We start from the raw sequence: 19,526 nt of genomic DNA on the forward strand, positions 1-19,526 counted from the left end.
CGTCGGGGAGCGCTGCTCCCCGCGCACGCGGGGATGACCCCGCTGCTGCGTGTTGACCGTCGCGCGCTCTATCCTGCTCCCCGCGCACGCGGGGATGACCCCACCTGATAGCTGATCCACTTGGCGATCAGGGCCTGCTCCCCGCGCACGCGGGGATGACCCCGTCGTCCATCGTGCGCTTCGTGGTCATCGTCTCTGCTCCCCGCGCACGCGGGGATGACCCCGCCCCCGGCGTCGGCGGGCAGGCAGGGCACGACTGCTCCCCGCGCACGCGGGGATGACCCCCGCAAGCTCAGCGCGTGGACGGTCCATGTCCACTGCTCCCCGCGCACGCGGGGATGACCCCTCACTCGGGGGCCGCCAGGTCTCCGAGGCCGTCTGCTCCCCGCGCACGCGGGGATGACCCCGCGTCACAGCTGACCAACGACCTGATCTCCGACTGCTCCCCGCGCACGCGGGGATGACCCCCCCCACGTCCACGGACCGGCGGAGTTCGGCGATCTGCTCCCCGCGCACGCGGGGATGACCCCGTGCCCCTCGACCACGGGCCCGACGACGTCGACTGCTCCCCGCGCACGCGGGGATGGCCCCGCGGACATGCCGGGCAGGCACTGGAGTACAGGCTGCTGTTCGCGCCTGCCGTTCGCACGTTGCAGCCCGTTGATCCGGGCGCGGGATTCGGCGCGGCGATGCACCTCTTCGTCGCCAGTCTCGTTCACTCATATGGGTGATGTCTGGGAAGCGGCGTTCGGACCGCGCCTGGAGCCCGGATCATGAACAGGCTCCCCTTTCCGCCAGCGCGGCGAGCCCGGGAGCCCGCTCTCCGGGCGGGGATGGGGATTCCCGCCCGGGTGCGCGTACCGAGGTCCTGGGGGGATCGAGATGCACGACGACGCACCGCACTGGAGCGCTTCGCTGTCACCGGCGGCGCGGAGCGTGTGGGCGAAGCACGAGGACAAGACCTCGAAGTGGCTGCCGCTGTGGCGGCACATGGCGGACTCCGCCGCGATGGCGGAGCGGTTGTGGGACGAGTGGCTGCCGCATCACGTTCGGCGCCTCGTGGCGGATAGCCTCCCCGACGGCGAGCGCGATGCGCGGCGGCTCGCCGTGTGGCTGGGGGCCGTCCACGACATCGGAAAAGCGACGCCCGCCTTCGCCTGCCAGGTAGACCAACTCGCCGAGCGTATGAGGTCTGTGGGGCTGGACATGCCCACGCCCCGGCAGTTCGGCGACGCCCGCAGGCGCGCTCCGCACGGCTTGGCCGGCCAGGCCCTCGTGGAGGAGTGGCTGGAGGGGCGCGGGTGGTCACCACGGGCGGCGATGGCGTTCGCCGGGGCCATCGGCGGGCACCACGGGGTACTTCCCGGCCACGAGCACTTCCACGCCCTGCACCAGCATCCCGAGCTCTTGCGCACACCCGGGTCCTCCGACCGCCTGTGGCGCGCCGTGCAGAACGAGCTGCTCGACGCGGCCACCGCGGCCTATGGAGTGCGGGACCGCCTGCACGACTGGAGCGCGGTCAAGTTGCCCCAGCCGGTGCAGGTCGTGCTGTTGGCCCTCGTGATCCTCGCGGACTGGATCGCCAGCAACTCCGACCTCTTCCTCCTCTACCCCGAGGAGCGGCACCGCAGCGACGCCGAGCGCATCGAAGCCGCGTGGCGCGGCATCGAGCTGCCGCCGCCCTGGACCGCGCCGATCGTGGAGGAGGACGTGCGGGGCCTGCTCGAAGCGCGCTTCGGGCTTCCCGCCGTCCGTCCCCTGCAGGAGGAAGCCGTCCGCTTGGCGCGGGCGACCCCCACCCCGGGCCTGATGATCATCGAGGCGCCGATGGGCGAGGGCAAGACGGAGGCGGCACTCGCCGTGGCGGAGGTGTTCGCCTCCCGGACGCGGGCCGGCGGCTGCTTCGTCGCACTGCCGACCAGGGCGACGGCCAACGCCATGTACGGCCGCTTCCGCAAGTGGCTCGACCGTCTTCCGGGCGAGGGGGCACGCACCGTCTACCTGGCCCATTCCAAGGGCTTCCTCGACGACGCCTTCGCGGCGGACCTCCGCGCAGGAAGCCGTTCTATCGCAGCCGTCGACCTCGACGGGGATCCGACCTCGCTGCGGTCCCTCCGAGACGACCGGTGCGCGGCAGCGTCGGCCCTCGTCGCACACCAGTGGCTGCGCGGCCGCAAGAAGGGGATGCTGGCACCGTTCGTCGTCGGAACCATCGACCAGCTGCTCTTCGCCGCACTGAAGAGCCGGCATCTGGTGCTGCGGCACCTGGCCCTGGCCGGCAAGGTCGTCGTCATCGACGAGGTCCACGCCTACGACGCGTACATGAACGCATACCTCGAACGCGTCCTGTCCTGGCTCGGCCGCTACAAGGTCCCCGTCGTGATGCTGTCCGCAACCTTGCCCGCCGATCGGCGCCGGGCGCTGGCCCTCGCCTACTCCGAGGGGGCCGACGAGGCCGGAGCCCTCACCGCAACCAGCGCCTATCCACTGATCAGCGTGGTTTCCGAAGGCCGGGAGACGATCGTCGGAACGCCCCCTGCGGCCGCGGGCCGACACCTCTCGATCACCGTCGAGAAGCTGGACGACGACCCCTCCGCCCTGGCCGACCGCCTGGCGGCCGAACTCGCCGGGGGCGGCTGCGCCCTGGTCGTCCGCAACACCGTCGACCGTGTCCTCCAGAGTGCCGACGTACTGCGCGAACGCTTCGGCCCCGACGCGGTCACCGTGGCCCACTCCCGGTTCACCGACCTCGACCGGGCCCGCAAGGACGACGACCTCGTCGCCCGGTTCGGCCCGGGGGGCACGCGCCCCGCAGGGCCGCAGCCGCACATCGTGGTCGCGAGCCAGGTCGCGGAGCAGTCGCTCGACATCGACTTCGACATCCTGGTCACCGACCTCGCCCCCGTCGACCTCGTCCTCCAACGCATGGGGCGGCTGCACCGCCACCAGCGTGGCGAAGGCCAGGCCGGCCGCCCGGAGCGGCTGCGCGTCCCGAGATGCCTCATCACCGGCGTCGACTGGGATGCAGGACCGCCCAGCCCCGCCGAAGGATCTGCCGCCGTCTACGGACGGCACGCCCTTCTGCGGTCCCTCGCCGTGCTGCACCCGCATCTCGAAGGCAGGCCCCTCGACCTCCCCGACCGCATCAGCCCCCTCGTGCAGGCCGCCTACGGCGATACGAGGCCACCCGCCCCCGAGGCCTGGACCGCGGCCGTGGACAGCGCCCGGGGCGAACACGACAGGAACACCGCGGAGAAGCGTCGGAAGGCGCAGACCTTCCTCCTCGACCAGGCGCGCAGGCCCGGCCGCTCCCTGATCGGCTGGATCGACGCCGGAGTCGGCGACGCGGAAGACACCCGCGCCGGCCGCGCCCAGGTCAGAGACAGCGAGGAGGCCCTGGAGGTGCTCGTCGTCCAGCGCCGCCGCGACGGCACGTACACCACCCTGCCCTGGCTGGACCGGGGCAGGGGCGGGCTCGAACTGCCTCTGGACGCCGTCCCGCCGCCCCGCGCCGCCCGCGCGGCCGTCGCCAGCGCGCTGCGGCTCCCGTACCACTTCGGCAAGCTGTGGCTCATCGACCAGGTGATCGGCGAACTCGAGCAGTTCTGCCCCGCCGCATGGCAGGCCAAGGAGAGCCACATGCTCGCCGGAGAACTGTTTCTCGTGCTCGACGAGGACTGCCGCGCCCGGCTGGCAGGCTTCGACCTCCACTACAGCGAGACCGACGGCCTGGAGGTCACTCCGGCCGGCACCAAGGACGTGAAGCTGGTGAAAGGCGTTCCCGGATTCGACCTGGTCTCCCGCCCCTGGCTGGGCGTCCAGTTGTGCGACGGTTCCACGGCGGAGCTCTCCCTCAGAGAGGTCTTCGCCCGGGCCGCCGGGATCCGGCGGATCGTGGGCGACCTGCCCACGCAGGAATTCGCCCTCATGCGCCTGCTGCTGGCCATCCTCCACGACGCGGTCGACGGCCCCCCGGACATCGACGCCTGGCAGGACCTGAGCGAAAGCCCGCAACCCCTCGCCGCGGTCGGCCCCTACCTCGACCGCCACCGGGAGCGGTTCGACCTCCTGCACCCCACCCGGCCGTTCTTCCAAGTCGCGGACCTGCGCACGCAGAAGGACGAAGTGTTCTCCCTGAACCGGATCGTGGCCGACATCCCGAACGGCGACGCGTTCTTCACCATGCGCCGGCCCGGCGTCGAACGGCTCACCTTCGCCGAAGCCGCCAGGTGGCTCGTCCACGCCCAGGCCTTCGATACCTCCGGCATCAAGTCCGGGGCCGTGGGCGACCCCCGTGTGAAGGGCGGCAAGGGCTACCCGCAGGGTGTGGCTTGGGCCGGCAACATCGGAGGACTGTTCGCCGAAGGCGACAGCCTCCAGCAGACGCTCCTCCTGAATCTGATCCCCGCGGACGGCACGGCCGTCACCACGGTCAAGAACGACCGCCCTGCCTGGCGCCGGGAGCAGTGCGGTCCCCAGACGCAGGACGACCTCACCACCCGGCCCACAGGGCCTCGCGACCTCTACACCTGGCAGTCCCGGCGCATCCGCCTCCACCACGACGGCACCGCAGTCCACGGCGTGGTCCTCTCCTACGGCGACCCCTTGCCGGTGGCGGACGCCCACCGGCACGAACCCCTGAGCGGCTGGCGCCGCAGCATCCCGCAGGAGAAGAAGCTCGGCCGCTCCCCGGTCTACATGCCCCGCCAGCACGACCCCGCCCGCTCCGCCTGGCGCAGCCTCGCCTCACTCCTTGCCTCCGTCGGCGAGGAGCAGCCCGGACAGCGGACTGAGCCGGCCCCGTACCTGCGGGCCGGTGTGCTCAAGTGGATCGCCGAACTGACCCACGAACGGCTCCTCCCACGGGACCTGCTGATCCGGCCCCGGCTGATCGGCGCCGTCTACGGCACACAGCAGTCGGTCATCGACGAAGTGGTCGACGACGCGTTCGCCATGCCCGTGGTCCTTCTCCACGAACAGGATCAGCGCTACGCGCAGCAGGCCGTCGCGGCAGTCGAGGACAGCACCAAGGCGGTCAACGCCCTCGCGGACCTGGCCGCAGACCTCGCCGCAGCCTCTCGTAGGGCCGCCGAAGCCCCCCGGGACACGGCCCGCGATCTGGGCTTCGGCCTGCTCGACGGCCCGTACCGCCAGTGGCTGGCCGGCCTCGGCGACGCACCCGACCCCTCCGACGCGCGTGCTGTCTGGCAGCGGACGGCGTACTGGATCCTCCGCGACACCGCCTCCACTCTGCTCGCGGACGCCGGCGACACCGGCTGGCTCGACCACGCCCGCTCCGAACGCATTTTCCACGCCCGGCTCAACAAGGCCCTCGGGCTGCGTAACGACACCGCACCACTCGACCCGGCCGCACCCGCGTGTGGAGCAGACCCCAGCAAGGAGGCAGTCCGATGACGGAGACCGCGCCGAGGAGCCCGGCGCCCGCCGAACATCCGGAACGCAAACCGGAACGCACCACAGGCGCAGGAACGGAGCACGGGCCGGTCCGCCAAGCCGTCGCCCAGCGCATCCGCACCCTCCAACACGACTACCGCAACGACGTATCCCACGCAGTACAAGCCCTCGCACGCCTCCGCAGGGGCATCGGCCGACAGGCGACCGAGACGCCCGACCTGTGGGGCCTCGTGGGCATGGAGCAGTTCTACGCCACACGGACCGTGCACGGCCGCGGCCGTGTGGACGAAGCCGAGGCACTGCGCGCCGAGCGCGCCGCCCACGTCGCCGTGACCCTGTGGGCCCTCCACCAGCAGTCCAACCGGGCCAAGCGGATGCACGTGGAGGACGGAGCCTCCCTGGGCACGGCCGTACGACGCCTCATGTCCGGCACCGACTCCGACGAGCCGATCCGCAAGCGGCTCGTCCGCGCGGGCACGGCGACGACGTTCGACGTGCTGGCCCAGCGGCTCCGGGAACTGGTCGTACTCCTGCGGGCCGCCGAGATCCCCCTCGACTACGGCCTGCTCGCCGAGCAGCTCGACCGCTGGCAGCGGCCCGGCGGGCCCGCGCTGGTCCGCCAGGCCTGGGGGCGCAGCTTCCACGCCCACCAGCCCGCTGCCGGCCACGGCGCGCAGCAGGACGACGCACCCGGCGGGCCGGTCGAGACCGGCGCCGGCCCGAACGACACGAAGGACGAGACATGAGCCGCACCATCCTCGACGTGCACATCCTCCAGACGGTGCCGCCGAGCAACATCAACAGGGACGACACCGGCGCCCCGAAGAGCGCCGTCTACGGCGGAGTCCGCCGCTCCAGGGTGTCCAGCCAGGCCTGGAAGAAGGCCACGCGCAACGCCTTCGGGGAACTGCTGGACCCGGCAGACCTGGGCGTCAGGACGAAGAAGGTCGTGGACGCCCTCACCCGGCGCATCACGGCGCGCGAGACGTCCCTGACCGCCGAGCAGGTGTGGCCGATGGCCGCCGAGGTCATCCAGGTCGCCACCGGGGCCAAGATCGAGACCCCGGCGCGCAAGACCGGTGCGAAGGGCGGCAAGGGCGACCCGCGGGGCGAGGGGGCTCCCGAGCCGCAGGCACCCCAGTCCTCGTACCTGCTGTTCCTCAGCGCCCGCCAGCTCGACCTGCTCGCGGACCTGGCCCTCGAGGGCATCGCGAAGAAAGCCGACCCGAAGGTGCACCTCAAGGACCCCGAGGTGAAGAGCCGGGCGAAGAAGGCGGCCGCCACCCGGCACTCCGTGGACATCGCCCTCTTCGGCCGGATGGTGGCCGACAACACCGACCTCAACGTCGACGCCGCCGCCCAGGTCGCCCACGCCCTCAGCGTCCACCCGGTGGACCTGGAAGCCGACTACTTCACCGCCGTCGACGACCAGAACGGCGACGCCGAGCCCGGGGCGGGAATGATCGGAACGGTCGACTTCAACTCCGCCACCCTCTACCGCTACGCCGCGGTCGACGTCGACCTGCTCGCCGCCAACCTCGACGCCGGCCTGACCGACGACGAACGCCGCGCAGAGCCGGCACCGGGACCTGCACCTGCACCGACTCCGGAGCCGGTGCGCCGTGCGGTCGAAGCCTTCGTCGAGGCCTTCACCCTCTCCATGCCCAGCGGGAAGATCAACACCTTCGGGAACCACACCCTGCCGGACGCGGTCGTCGTCAAGCTGCGCTCCGCCCGCCCCGTCAGCTTCGTCGGCGCCTTCGAACGCCCCGTGACCCGGGAAGGCACGGGCGACGGCCACGTCCGGGCAGCCTGCGAGGCCCTCGCGGCACACGTCCCCGCGGTGGAGGAGTCCTTCGGCGCCGCCGCGGACCACACCTGGATCGTCCGCGTCGGCGAGCAGACCGAAGCCCTGGCACCGCTCGGCGAGCAGGTCAACCTCCGCGAACTCGTCGGCAGGGTGGGGGACGCCGTCGCGGAACGGATGGGCAAGCGGGGATGAGCGTCCTCGCCCTGCGGCTGGCGGGCCCCCTCCAGGCATGGGGGTCCTCCGCCCGCTTCGCCCGCCGCACGACGGAGACCGCCCCCACGAAGAGCGGCGTCATCGGCCTGCTCGCCGCCGCACTCGGCCGCCCGCGCAACGCTGACCTCTCCGACCTGGCCGCCCTCTCCTTCGCCGTACGGATCGACCAGGCCGGCACGCGCGTACGGGACTTCCAGACGGCCCGCCACACCGACACGGGCAAGGCGATGCCCGTCTCGGAGCGCTTCTACCTGGCAGACGCCGTCTTCGTCGCAGCCGTCGCAGGCGACGACGCGCTCGTGCAGGACCTGCACGCCGCCGTGCGGGCCCCCGTCCACCTGCCCTACCTCGGACGGCGCTCATGCCCACCGCAAGGGCCCGTCGACCTGGAAATCGTCCGAGCCGCGGACGATCCCGCAGCAGTGCTGCGCGAGGCGCCGTGGCAGGCCGCCGCATGGCACCAGGAACGGCACCGAAGCCGGCCCTCGGTCCGCCTGACCCTTCTGGCCGAAGCGGCCCCCGGAGACCCGCACGGCACGGCCCTCCGCGACCAGCCGCTCAGCTTCGCGCCGTCCCACCGCCGCTACGCGCTGCGCACCGTCGTGCAGACATCCGTCGAGGTGCCGAACCCGCGCTTCCAGCCCGGCGAACGGCACCACGCCACGGCAACCGGGCGGCGTGTGCCCGTGCCCCCACCCCGGCACACCCCCGAAGCCCACCTCACGCAGCTTCCCCTGCACCTCCCGCCGGACGGCCACTGATGTACCTGACCCGATTCCGACTCAACACCGCCCGCGCCGGCTCACGCCACCTGCTCGCCTCACCGCAGCGCATGCACGCCGCCGTGATGTCGTCGTTCGCCGACGTACTGCCCGGCGACCCCCATGCCCCGCGCGTCCTCTGGCGCATCGACCGCAACTCGCGCGCCGAGGCTCTGCTCTTCATCGTCAGCGAGCAGCGCCCGGACCTCACCCACCTCGTCGAACAGGCCGGCTGGCCGACCACAGCCGCCTGGCAGACGTACGAGTACACGTCCTTCCTCGACGGCCTCGCCAAGGGCGGCATCTGGGACTTCCGGCTCACGGCGAACCCCGTCCACCACGTACGCCGCAGCACGGACGAGATCCGCAAGCGCACCGCCCATCGCACCCCGCGCCACCAGATGGGGTGGCTGCTGGACCGGCAGGAGCGGGCCGGCTTCCGGGTCCTCGAAACCCCCGCCGAACGGCGGCGCCTCGCACAGGGGGACGAGCACCAGCTCACCGTCCGCGACGAACAGCGGCACCGCTTCGGCAAGACGGACACCGGCACAGGCCTGGCGAACCGCGTACCGCTGGTGACCGTCACCTTCGACGGCCGGCTCGAAATCACCGACCCCGAGCTCCTGCGGCGGACTCTGACCCTCGGGCTGGGCAAGGCGAAGGCGTACGGGTGCGGCCTGATGACCCTGGCTGCGGCGTCAGGGGGCACACGGTGACGACCGTGGCTCGGCGCCGTGCCTCGTCCCCGCGCGACCTGACGCGCGTCGCGGAGCGCATCTCGTTCGTCTACCTCGAGCGGTGCATCATCCACCGCGACCAGAACGCCATCACGGCCGAGGACGCCGACGGCACCACGCACATCCCCTCCGCCACCATCGGCACCCTGCTGCTCGGCCCGGGCACGCGCATCACCGACCAGGCGATGACCGTGCTCGCCGACAGCGGCACCGCCGTCGCCTGGGTCGGCGAACACGGCGTGCGCTACTACGCGGGCGGACGCTCCCTGAACCGCTCCTCGGCGCTCGTGGAAGCGCAAGCCACCCGGTGGGCCAACCGCCGCACGCGCCTGGACGTCGCCCGGGCGATGTACCGGCTGCGGTTCCCCGACGAAGACCCGGCCGGGCTCACCAGGCAGGAGCTGCTGGGCCACGAGGGACGGCGCCTCAGGGACTGCTACCGCGACCAGGCCGAGCGCACCGGAGTCCCCTGGCACGGACGCAACTACGTTCCCGGCGACTTCGCCGCGAGCGACGCCCCGAACCAGGCGGTCACCGCCGCCGCGCAGTGCATGTACGGCGTCTCCCACGCCGTCGTGGCCGCGCTCGGCTGTGCACCGGGGCTGGGCTTCGTGCACTCGGGGCACGAACTGTCGTTCGTCCTGGACGTGGCCGACTTCTACAAGACGGAGATCGGGATCCCGGTCGCCTTCGACGTGGCGGCGGAAGGCGACCAGGACGTCGGCCCCCGCACCCGCCGCGCACTGCGCGACACCATCAACAAGACCCGCCTGCTCGACCGCTGCGTCAAGGACATCAAGCGGCTGCTCCTCCCCGACGGGCCGGCCGGCGCGGACGACGGTCCGGATCAGGCCGACGAGGTCATGCTCCAGTCGGACCACGACCTGATGGTCGCCTCCGGCCGGAACCACGCCGACGAGGTGACCTGGTGACGGTGATCGTGCTGACCCAATGCCCGGTCGGCCTGCGCGGCTTCCTGACGCGGTGGCTGCTGGAAATCTCCCCGGGCGTCTTCATCGGAGGGCCGTCCGCCCGGATCAGGGCGGCGCTGTGGGCGGAGGTGAAGCAGTACGCGGGCATCGGCCGGGCCCTGCTCGCGTACAACACGGACAACGAACAGGGCTTCGCTTTCGAGACGCACGACCACAAGTGGCACCCGGTCGACCTTGAGGGCCTGACCCTGATCCACCGCCCGAGCGCCCGCACCACACGGCAACCCCAGCCCCAGCCGGGCTGGAGCAAGGCATCGAAACGCCGCCGCTTTGGCGGCGGCCGATAGGACGGCAATGCCCCGAAAGTCGCAATCCTTGCAAGTGAGTTAAACGAGCCGTGCCCCTCCGAAAACCCGCAGCTCACGTAGCCTGCTCCCCGCACGCGCGGGGATGACCCCCCCTCGACCATCAGGGTCCGCGGCACCTCATGCTGCTCCCCGCACGCGCGGGGATGACCCCGCACATCGAGAAGACGATCCCGGAGACCACGACTGCTCCCCGCACGCGCGGGGATGACCCGTCGGGCACCGTCTACCTGGTCGGCAACGGGCGCTGCTCCCCGCACGCGCGGGGATGACCCCCCCCGGGCTGCGGCGCGGTCGAACTGGACCTGACTGCTCCCCGCACGCGCGGGGATGACCCCGCCCAGACGGCGTCCGGGTCGGGTGCCACGTTCTGCTCCCCGCACGCGCGGGGATGACCCCCGGTGCCAGGATCTTCGCCCGGTTCATCACCGCTGCTCCCCGCACGCGCGGGGATGACCCCGCGACGGCGAGGATGACGTCCGTGCCGTCCGGCTGCTCCCCGCACGCGCGGGGATGACCCCCGCTCCTGACGGCGATCGGGCCGACCCAGGTCCTGCTCCCCGCACGCGCGGGGATGACCCGCACATCATCGAACTCGGCGAAGAAGTTCTCCTCTGCTCCCCGCACGCGCGGGGATGACCCCACGTCGGCGAGCGGGTCCCCAGCCGGCGCCTGCTGCTCCCCGCACGCGCGGGGATGACCCCGGTACGAAGTCCCTGTCCGCGAACGCGCGGGACTGCTCCCCGCACGCGCGGGGATGACCCCCAGATATGGATCCAGCGTGGGGCCGGCGAAGGCTGCTCCCCGCACGCGCGGGGATGACCCCCCTGCCTGCTTGAGCATGCGAAACGCGCGATTCTGCTCCCCGCACGCGCGGGGATGACCCCCGCAACGGCGGCGGGCGCCCCCCGGATCCGGGCTGCTCCCCGCACGCGCGGGGATGACCCCACTTGAGCGAGCGTGATGGGAGCGGCTGCATGCTGCTCCCCGCACGCGCGGGGATGACCCCTGGTGCGGCCGCGTGATGGCCGGCTTGTACCGCTGCTCCCCGCACGCGCGGGGATGACCCCCTAGCCTCCATCTCCAAAGGGCCCGTCCCCGACTGCTCCCCGCACGCGCGGGGATGACCCCCGAATGCCTGGGGGGGGCCTCCCCCTGAGTGGTGGACACGCTGATACTGGATCTGCTTGATCCGGAGGAAGCGAGAAGACCGCCGATGGCGATGAAGGACTACTCGGACGAGTTCAAGGCCGATGCCGTGGCCCTGTACGAGTCCACGCCCGGGGCGACGTACAAGAGCATCGCCGCCGACCTGGGTATCAACCGGGCTACCTTGCGTGAGTGGGTGCTGCGGGACCGCGAACGCCGCGGTGCCGCCGCCCCCTCTGCGGGCGGGACGCCGGCGGCCCAGGCCGGGCAGACGGCATCGTCCGCCGATCCGGACGAGCGGATCCGGCAGCTGGAGGCCCGGGTGGCCGAACTCGAAGCGAGCGAACGGAAGCTGGCGACCGAGCGGGACATACTCCGCAAGGCGGCCAAGTATTTCGCCGGGGAGACCAACTGGTGAGTCGCTTCCAGTTCGTCGCCGACCACCGGGACGCCTACGGCGTGAAGCGGCTGTGCGAGGTCTTGGGCCTGAACCGGTCCAGCTACTACAAGTGGCTCTCCGGCAGGAAGGCGAGGGCGTCCCGGCAGAGCGAGGACCGGCTCCTGGCCGAGCGGATCCGCGAGGTCCACGACGAGTCCGGCGGCGCCTACGGCTCCCCACGGGTGACCGCCGAGCTCCGCGCGAAGGGCCTGCGGATAAACGAGAAGCGGGTCGCCCGCATCATGCGGACGTTCTCCATCACCGGCATCCGCCTGCGCAGACGCGTCCGCACCACCGTCCCGGACCCGGCAGCATCACAGGTTCCGGACCTGTTCCAGCGGGACTTCACCGCCACCGAGCCGGGGCGGAAATACATGGGCGACATCACCTATCTCCCGCTCGCAGGCCGGGAGTTCCTCTATCTCGCGACCGTGCTGGACTGCTTCAGCCGCAAGGTCGTCGGCTGGTCCATCGCCGACCACATGCGCACCGGCCTGGTCGCCGACGCACTGCAGATGGCGGCCTCGACCCGCGGCGGCCTGGACGGCGCCGTGTTCCACTCCGACCACGGGGCCCAATACGGCTCCCGGGCCTTCGCCGACCTCTGCGACCAACTCGGCGTGACCCGGTCGATGGGTTCGGTCGGCACCAGCGCGGACAACGCGGCCTGCGAGAGTTTCCACGCGTCCCTCAAACGCGAGACCCTCCAGGGCGCCCGCGACTACGGCGACGCCGGCACCTGCAGAAGGACGGTATTTGCCTGGCTGGCCCGCTACAACACCCGCCGTCGGCACTCCGCCAACGGCCACCTCAGCCCCAACGAATACGAACGCCGACACCACGCGGCTAAGCTCACGCTCGCTGCGTGATCAACGACGCGTGTCCACCATCACGGGGGAAGGCCCGGGCTCCCGTACCCCGAGTGCAACTGCTCCCCGCACGCGCGGGGATGACCCCTGCACAAGATCAGTCATGGTTTCCATCTTCCTCTGCTCCCCGCACGCGCGGGGATGACCCCACCACGGAGCCCCGCCCGGTCCATCCCGGGCGCTGCTCCCCGCACGCGCGGGGATGACCCCGCGGCGTCGAACGCTTGCTGCGGGGACGCGCACTGCTCCCCGCACGCGCGGGGATGACCCCTCGGTCACGGTGGTCGTGGAGCGCGCTGACGGCTGCTCCCCGCACGCGCGGGGATGACCCCCCACTGGGAACGCGCCATCGAGTCCCACGCCGCCTGCTCCCCGCACGCGCGGGGATGACCCCCACTGGGAACGCGCCATCGAGTCCCACGCCGCCTGCTCCCCGCACGCGCGGGGATGACCCCCGCCTGGAGAAGCTGTTGGGGGGGCCGCCCACTGCTCCCCGCACGCGCGGGGATGACCCCTCGCAGCAGGCGTTGGCGTGGCTGTCCACGCGCTGCTCCCCGCACGCGCGGGGATGACCCCGAGCAGGCTCCCAGCGCGGCGGACCGAGCCCACTGCTCCCCGCACGCGCGGGGATGACCCCAGGCGGTCCTGCACGCCCTGCTGAAGCGCCTTCTGCTCCCCGCACGCGCGGGGATGACCCCGCGCCGTGGACCCAGACACCGGGTGGGCCCCGCTGCTCCCCGCACGCGCGGGGATGACCCCGTGGCCGTGCACCGGGTGCCGGTGCTGGCCGACTGCTCCCCACACGCGCGGGGATGACCCCCTGACCAACATCGCCAAGGCGGTCCGGACCGACTGCTCCCCGCACGCGCGGGGATGACCCCCGCACTACCGAGGACGTCACGATCTACGTGACCTGCTCCCAGAAAACGCGGGGATGGTCCCTCGGGCGCCGGCCCGGAGAGGGCTGGTGTTCAAGACAACCTGCGGGGTAGGGGCGGCGGGGGCTGGGGTCCTGGTTCGGCCTGCGCTTTGATGGGCTGGGCGTTCAGGATGTGGGTGCTTCCCGGCGCTTTGGGCGGACGGTGCCGGGGTTGAGACGGGGTGGTTGCTGCCGACTCCGTCAGGCGGGCCGTTGCGATGCGGAGGAGGAGGTTTGCTGCCGCCGTGCGGCAGAACGGGGTGTTCGGGGTGGGTGGGTTGGCCCAGTAGAGCGGGCGAGTGGGGGTTGCGCGGTCGTGGGCGGGGTGCGGGACGCCGAGTTGGGTGTTGGTGCCGAGGCATTCGGCGTGGTGTTGGTGGGTGCGGTTCCAGCGGGTTCGGGTGCCGGGGGCGACCAAGAGGTAGTAGTTGCCGCCGCGGGGGTCGTGGATGATCGGGCCCTCCAGGGCGTCCGCGAAGGCCAGGTTTACGACGGTCGTCGTGGTGCAGCCGACTGCTGCGGCTGCGAGAGCCTGCGGGAAGCGGATCGCCTCGAAGTGCTCCCCGAGCGGGAGTACCGCCACCCCGCACGTCCGCCATGCCTTGTACGCCTCCGCCGGGTTGTGCAGCGTGCGGGCGTACCAGTCCGTGGGTGATGTTTCCTGTTGCAAGGGGCCTTCCCTACCGTCGTCGGCTCGGTGTGGCGACGACGGTAGGGGCCTGTGGAGTGGGGGAGGGGCCCGGTTTCGGCCCCTGTGTCAGGCGGCCAGGAGGCCGAGGTCGACGGCCAGGCGGCTGGCCAGGCGGCGGCGTTCCGGGGCCCGGCTTGTCGTCTCTTCCAGGACGATGACGCGGGCGAAGCCGTTGTAGCGCGTGGTGTCCGGGGCGGCCGCGTGGGCCTGCTGGAGGGTTGTCAGGGCTGCTTCGGCCTGGCTGTCCAGGTGATAGGCGCGGGCCTGCTCGATGCGGTGCCGGGCGCGTCGCGGGCGCGACGGGATGGTGGCGGCTTCTGCCCGGGCGGCCTGGCGCGCGGCCTCGCCGCCGGAGTGCAGCTCCACGGCCACGCTGACGCCGTGCGCGCCCATCACCGCGCGGCCGAAGGACGTGATCGGGTGGAAGTAGTCGGCGGGGAGCCGTTGGGCGATCTGGTCAGCGCGCTCCCACCAGCCCCACGCCGCGCCCGTCTCTCGGCGCTTCGCGGCCGTGAGGCCGGCCTCCGCGCGCAGTGCGCCTACGAGGGCCTGGATGTGCTGGGGTGCCCGGTCCAGGTTCGGTTCGAGTAGGTGCAGGGCTTGCCGGACGACTTCGTCCGCCTCGTCGTAGCGGCCGGGACCCGAGTCGCGGTGGGCCTGCGCGGACAGCCATGCGGCCACGCCGATGGCGTGCGGGTCCTCGGATTCGTGGGCCGCGGCCGTCCCGCGCTCGGAGACCCGCCACAGCAGCGACGGGTCGGGCTGGTAGGCGACGAAGAACTGGGCCAAGCAGCACGCCTCCGCCTGGAGGGCCAGGGCGGCGCGCCGCTCTGCTGCCGTGTCGGCCTGACGGACTGCCAGCTGCGTGTCGCGGATCAGCCCAGGCAAGAGTGAGCCGATCACCTCGCGGTGGTCGGGCGCCCCGTGGCGGGCGCGCCACGCGGAGTCGAGGGCGGCGCGCAGGAACTCGGGCGACGGGGCTTCGCACGTACCGGGCGGAGCGTAGGAGGCGAGGGCGGTGCGGACGGCCGCCAGTCTGTCGTGGCCGGGGCCGAGGAAGAGGTCGGTGTGCGGCTCGGCGCCCATGTCGCCGACGAGGTCGTCCAGGCGGCGGATCCGCAGGGCCTGCGCGATGCGCAGGATCTCCGGCAGCCGCGGCATGCGCATGCTGCCCGTTTCGATCTTCTTCACCCATGACGGGTGGTGGCCGAGGAGTCCGGCCAGTTGCTCGCGGGTCATGCCGCGACGGGTGCGGTGGATCTGGACACGTTGCCCGAACGCGATGGGATTGTCGTGCGGGCCGGGGGGAGCATCGATTGACACGGCCTTGCCCCTTCTCTGTGCAGCTCGACACCGGACAGCGTAGGGCGCGGCGCGGTGCGCATGGGATGCGTGTTCGTGTTCTGCGTGTAGGGAGCCCGGGCCACCGAATGCGACACGGGGCCTTCCGCGGACTCGCCTGCTTGTCTGTTCACCCGCCGACAGCTCACCTCGTTCGTTGGCCGCTGCAAGCGTCGGTCGGCTGCGGGTCTTTCAACCATCTTCGGCACGTCGTAGATTCTCGGAGGGCCGTCGCGCCCTTCGCGTACCTCCGACAAGCTCGTCAAGCAGTGGCAGCGAGCGGGTGACGGCGGCTTCTGGTGTGCTGCCGGTGTGCATGGACGGGGGAGGAACCGATGGCGGGTGGATCCAGCAGGAACGAGTCTGGCCGGTGGGGGGCGGTTGCCGGGGCGGCGGCATCCGTTCTCGCGATCTTCGCCTGGTTAGGGGTCGAGAGCCCGAAGGAGCTGCGGGATCTGCTGAGTCCTGGAGCCGAGTCGTCTCCGGTCGCCGCCACACCGACGGGGTACAGTCCGCGGCCCCTGCCGACCCGTACGAAGCAGCCCACGTCGCGGGTGGACCCTGGTTGCCGGGCCGGCACTGATGCTGTGAGCGCCACGACCGCCGCGCTGGAAGGCGATACGGCCCCCTCCCAATGGCGGGGATTCGCGTCGAACTTCGACGCTGCCGCCGACAGGGCCGACGGCCTCGAGGTCAGGTTGGCGCTCGCCGCCGTGGCCACGGACATGCGGCTCTACGCCGATGCCCTCGAAGCCAGGAACAGCGAAGCTCTGCAAAGTATCCACAAACAGCGGTCGAAGGACCTGCAGCGCTTCCTCAGGGCATGCGGCGGCTAGGGATTGCCTGAACCCGGCTGAATCGCCTCGCTGCCCACCCGTGGCCAGGCGTCAGTGCAGGGGGCCCGCGATGGCCCGTAGGGCGGTCACGTGGCGGGTGTAGGCGGCGCGGCCGGTGTCGGTCAGGTACAGCCATGTGCGGGGGCGGCGGCCTGCCCGGCCCTTCTCGATGCCCAGCCAGCCCGCCTCCTCCAGGCGTGTCGCCTGCTTCGAGAGCGCCGAGTCCGTGATCTCCACCAGGTCGCGGACGTAGGCGAACTCGGCCTTGTCGATGCCTGCGAGCGCCGCCACGACGGACAGGCGGACCGCCGAGGTGAGGAGGGGTTCGAGGGCGTGGCGGGGGTGCCCCGTCGGCGGGGCCGGCCTGTTCGTCATGCCGGGCGGGATTCGCGGAGGGCGGCGGCCGCCGCCGGGGCCGCGCAGGCCAGGGCCGCCGCGGCCGCGAAGGGGATGCTGCCCTCGAAGGCGGACAGGCCCAGGGCGAGGCTCGCGGCGTATGCCGCGGCCCAGGCGGCGATCACCGTCAGGTGGCTGCGGCCCAGGCCGCGCGGCACCACCGGCTGGCGTACGGCGAACACGGAGAGGGCCGTCACCGCCAGGACGTTGGCCGGCATCGTGACGGCCAGTGCTGCCGGCCCGCGCCACAGCAGGACCGCGGGGACGAGGACGAGCTGCCATGCGGCGAACAGCCACAGGTAGCGGCCGTACCAGCCCCTGCCTGCCTGGGATGCTGCTGCCTCGATCCGCGCCGTGCCCTGCAGGGTGCTGATTGCGTCTGCTTGGTTCGCCGTCATTCCGTACCCGCCCCGCTCGTTTCCGTTCGGCATCTACTTTCCACTCTAGCAAGTAGATGCCGCGGGGGAAGGCCCCGTTGTCGGCGGGTGTGGCAGGGCCCGGCCGGGTCAACCGGCCGGGCCCCGGGCGGGGTTGGCGGAGTGTCAGACCGTCGCCGTCGCCGTCGCCTTCGCCGGCTGGGGGGCTGTCTCGTCCGGCGTCGGCTCGTCCGCCGCCGGGCGGGCGGTGGGCGTGCGCGGGATCGCCAGGGCGGCCGCGGCGCCCACGAGGACCACCGCCACGCCGACCCAGATCGCCGGCTTCATGCCGTCCACGAACTGCTGGGCGTTCTCCGCGGAGCCGTTGCGGACGAACACCGTGGCCAGGACGGCGATGCCGAGGGCGCCGCCGACCTCGCGGGCCGTGGTGTTCGCGCCCGACGCCGTGCCGTACAGCTTCTGCGAGACCGACGCGAGGACGACCGCCGCGGTCGGGGCGAAGGCGAAGCCCATGCCCGTACCGCCGATGATCATGCCGCCGACGAGGTGCGAGTACGGGGTGTTGTCCGTCGCCGCCAGGGCGATCCAGCCGAGGCCGACCGCCTGGAGGAAGAGGCCGAGCGCCATCAGGCGGCCGCCGCCGACGCGGTCGGTCAGGATGCCGGCCACCGGCGCGATGAACATCGGCATCAGGGTCCACGCCAGGGTCAGCACGCCCGCCTCCAGCGGGGTGCGCACCGGGGCGATCTGGAGGTACTGGGAGAGCAGGAAGATCGACCCGAAGACGCCGAAGTACATCGCCCCCGAGACCGCGTTGCAGAGGACGAACGAGCGGATCCGGTACAGCGACAGCGGCAGCATCGGCTCTGCGGCCCGTGCCTCCCAGGCGACGAACCCGGCGAGCAGGACCACGCCGGCGGCGAACGCGCCGATGATGGTGCCGTCGGTCCAGCCGTCCTCGGAGCCGTTGACGATGCCCCAGACCAGGGCGACGAGCCCGCCCGTGGCCAGGACCATGCCGAACAGGTCGAGGCGGGTGCCGGCCAGCCGGCTCTCGTCCAGGACCTTCAGCACCAGCGGGACCGCGATCAGGCAGACGGGCACGTTGATCCAGAAGATCCAGTGCCAGTCGATGCCGTCGACGACGGCGCCGCCGACCAGCGGGCCGAAGGCCACGGCCAGGCCGCTGAACGCCGACCACAGGCCGAGGGCCAGGTTGCGCCGGTTGGCGGGTACGGCCTGCGCCAGCAGCGTCATCGACAGCGGCATCACGGCCGCCGCGCCCACGCCCTGCGCGGTGCGGCCGGCGATCAGCTCGGCGGTGGTGTCGCACAGGCCGCAGTAGACCGAGGCGGCGGTGAAGAGGCCGATGCCCAGGAGGAAGACCCTGCGCCGGCCGAACCGGTCGCCGAGGGCCGCGCCCGTCAGGAGCAGGCAGGCGAACGCCAGGACGTACGCGTTGACGAACCACTGGAGGTCCTGCGTGTCCGCGCTCAGGTCCCTGGCCAGGGTCGGCAGGGCCGTGGAGACGACGAGGTTGTTCAGGGCGACCATGAACATCGGGACGCTCGTCGCGGTGATCAGCAGCCACAGGGCCGGGCGGCGGCGCCCCGCGCCGTCGTCCGCTCCTAAGGCGCCCGGGCCGCCGGGGCCCGTGCTCGGGGTCTTGGTCTGGTTCGTGCTCATCCGGGGGTCTCCAGTACGAAGGCGGGGACGGAAGACGGTCGTGCAGAGGAGGGGCCCGACCCGGGGCGGGGGTGTCCCGGGTCGGGAGAAGAGGGGTCCGGGCGGAGTGCGGCGCGCCCGGAGGGCGCCGTCAGGAGGCGTTCTCGGCGTCCGCGCGCAGTTGCGCGGCGAGGCGGGCGCGCGCGTCGTCCCAGTCCAGCGGGAGTTCGCCGACGGGCAGCTCCCAGAAGGTGAAGACGGCCGTGCGCATCGTGGGCCGCAGTTCGCGCATGATGCCGCGGTGCGGTTCGGTCCTCGCGTAGCCGTGGATCGCCTCGCGGCTCTCCCAGGCGGACAGCGTCCAGAACGTGCGCTTGAGGGGTTGGGCGATCAGGGAGGCCTCGACGGCTCCGCGCGACGTCTTCAGCTGGGCCCAGGCCGCGAGGGCGCGGACGAAGAAGCGGGGGACGTCGGCGAACGACCTGACCTCGAAGCGGGAGGCCATGATGTGGGTCCGGGTGTCAGCGGGGACCTGCTTGCTGCTCTGCCAGGTGAGTTTGGGCACCGTGGGTCTCGCCTTCAGTATTGGTGAGTGGCAGTATCCATGATAG

General features: G+C 72.1%; 15 protein-coding genes and 3 CRISPR repeat arrays (1 of these 18 running past the window's edge). Of the genes, 9 read left to right on the forward strand and 6 right to left on the reverse strand.

The window, feature by feature from the left end:
- Positions 1–591: a CRISPR direct-repeat array (repeat unit 29 nt; unit sequence CTGCTCCCCGCGCACGCGGGGATGACCCC); it begins 171 nt to the left of the window's first position.
- A 291-nt stretch (positions 592–882) separates the two neighbouring features.
- The 8 genes from casA (at position 883) to C0216_RS31975 (ending at position 12,690) form a co-directional block, all read left to right on the forward strand.
- The gene (gene casA, locus C0216_RS31940) at positions 883–5,415 is read left to right on the forward strand and encodes a type I-E CRISPR-associated protein Cse1/CasA (RefSeq protein WP_114059264.1); all 4,533 of its coding nucleotides are present in this window, start codon (positions 883–885) and stop codon (positions 5,413–5,415) included.
- Positions 5,412–6,161 (forward strand): type I-E CRISPR-associated protein Cse2/CasB, encoded by a 750-nt coding sequence (casB, locus tag C0216_RS31945; RefSeq protein WP_114059265.1) that lies wholly within the window; start codon positions 5,412–5,414, stop codon positions 6,159–6,161. The genes casA and casB overlap by 4 nt, the downstream gene beginning before the upstream one ends.
- The gene (gene cas7e, locus C0216_RS31950) at positions 6,158–7,417 is read left to right on the forward strand and encodes a type I-E CRISPR-associated protein Cas7/Cse4/CasC (protein WP_114059266.1); all 1,260 of its coding nucleotides are present in this window, start codon (positions 6,158–6,160) and stop codon (positions 7,415–7,417) included. The genes casB and cas7e overlap by 4 nt, the downstream gene beginning before the upstream one ends.
- Positions 7,414–8,199, forward strand: coding sequence for a type I-E CRISPR-associated protein Cas5/CasD (cas5e, locus tag C0216_RS31955; RefSeq protein WP_174250579.1), 786 nt, complete (start codon positions 7,414–7,416; stop codon positions 8,197–8,199). The genes cas7e and cas5e overlap by 4 nt, the downstream gene beginning before the upstream one ends.
- Positions 8,199–8,915, forward strand: a complete 717-nt coding sequence (gene cas6e / locus C0216_RS31960) for a type I-E CRISPR-associated protein Cas6/Cse3/CasE (RefSeq protein ID WP_114059488.1) — start codon at positions 8,199–8,201, stop codon at positions 8,913–8,915. Before cas5e ends, cas6e begins: the two co-directional genes overlap by 1 nt.
- Positions 8,912–9,868, forward strand: a complete 957-nt coding sequence (gene cas1e / locus C0216_RS31965) for a type I-E CRISPR-associated endonuclease Cas1e (protein ID WP_114059267.1) — start codon at positions 8,912–8,914, stop codon at positions 9,866–9,868. Before cas6e ends, cas1e begins: the two co-directional genes overlap by 4 nt.
- Positions 9,865–10,215 carry a type I-E CRISPR-associated endoribonuclease Cas2e gene (gene cas2e / locus C0216_RS31970; protein WP_114059268.1) on the forward strand — a complete coding sequence of 117 codons (351 nt, stop codon included), beginning with the start codon at positions 9,865–9,867 and terminating at the stop codon, positions 10,213–10,215. The genes cas1e and cas2e overlap by 4 nt, the downstream gene beginning before the upstream one ends.
- Before the next feature lie 82 nt (positions 10,216–10,297).
- A CRISPR array of direct repeats spans positions 10,298–11,365; the repeat unit is 29 nt; unit sequence CTGCTCCCCGCACGCGCGGGGATGACCCC.
- Between the two features lie 84 nt (positions 11,366–11,449).
- Positions 11,450–12,690 (forward strand): IS3 family transposase gene (locus C0216_RS31975; RefSeq protein WP_114059269.1). Its coding sequence is split into 2 segments (ribosomal slippage): positions 11,450–11,786 and positions 11,786–12,690, totalling 1,242 coding nucleotides; the frame shifts between segments, so codons are not numbered across the junction.
- 59 nt (positions 12,691–12,749) lie between these two features.
- Positions 12,750–13,571: a CRISPR direct-repeat array (repeat unit 29 nt; unit sequence CTGCTCCCCGCACGCGCGGGGATGACCCC).
- Positions 13,572–13,661: 90 nt separating this feature from the next.
- Here C0216_RS31975 and C0216_RS33720 read toward each other — a convergent pair.
- Positions 13,662–14,279 carry a hypothetical protein gene (locus C0216_RS33720; protein WP_162793367.1) on the reverse strand — a complete coding sequence of 206 codons (618 nt, stop codon included), beginning with the start codon at positions 14,277–14,279 and terminating at the stop codon, positions 13,662–13,664.
- Between the two features lie 87 nt (positions 14,280–14,366).
- A complete protein-coding gene (locus C0216_RS31980; RefSeq protein ID WP_114059270.1) occupies positions 14,367–15,623 on the reverse strand; it encodes a helix-turn-helix domain-containing protein in 1,257 nt (418 codons plus the stop codon).
- Positions 15,624–16,228: 605 nt separating this feature from the next.
- On the opposite strand from C0216_RS31980, the gene C0216_RS33725 reads away from it, so the two are divergent.
- Complete coding sequence (locus C0216_RS33725) at positions 16,229–16,477, forward strand: hypothetical protein (protein WP_162793368.1); 249 nt, start codon at positions 16,229–16,231, stop codon at positions 16,475–16,477.
- 51 nt (positions 16,478–16,528) lie between these two features.
- On the opposite strand, the gene C0216_RS31990 is transcribed toward C0216_RS33725, so the two are convergent.
- The 4 genes from C0216_RS31990 to C0216_RS32005 all read right to left on the reverse strand — a co-directional run bounded on the left by C0216_RS31990 (position 16,529) and on the right by C0216_RS32005 (position 19,480).
- On the reverse strand, positions 16,529–16,852 hold the full coding sequence (locus C0216_RS31990) for a winged helix-turn-helix domain-containing protein (RefSeq protein ID WP_114059272.1): 324 nt from the start codon (positions 16,850–16,852) through the stop codon (positions 16,529–16,531).
- Positions 16,849–17,304, reverse strand: coding sequence for a hypothetical protein (locus tag C0216_RS31995; protein WP_114059273.1), 456 nt, complete (start codon positions 17,302–17,304; stop codon positions 16,849–16,851). The genes C0216_RS31990 and C0216_RS31995 overlap by 4 nt, the downstream gene beginning before the upstream one ends.
- Positions 17,305–17,415: 111 nt before the next feature.
- Complete coding sequence (locus tag C0216_RS32000; RefSeq protein WP_246043057.1) at positions 17,416–18,810, reverse strand: DHA2 family efflux MFS transporter permease subunit; 1,395 nt, start codon at positions 18,808–18,810, stop codon at positions 17,416–17,418.
- A 256-nt stretch (positions 18,811–19,066) separates the two neighbouring features.
- On the reverse strand, positions 19,067–19,480 hold the full coding sequence (locus C0216_RS32005; RefSeq protein ID WP_428985509.1) for a DUF3291 domain-containing protein: 414 nt from the start codon (positions 19,478–19,480) through the stop codon (positions 19,067–19,069).
- Between the last annotated feature and the right edge of the window lie 46 nt (positions 19,481–19,526).

Source organism: Streptomyces globosus (genome assembly GCF_003325375.1).
Taxonomy (GTDB): Bacteria; Actinomycetota; Actinomycetes; order Streptomycetales; family Streptomycetaceae; genus Streptomyces; species Streptomyces globosus_A.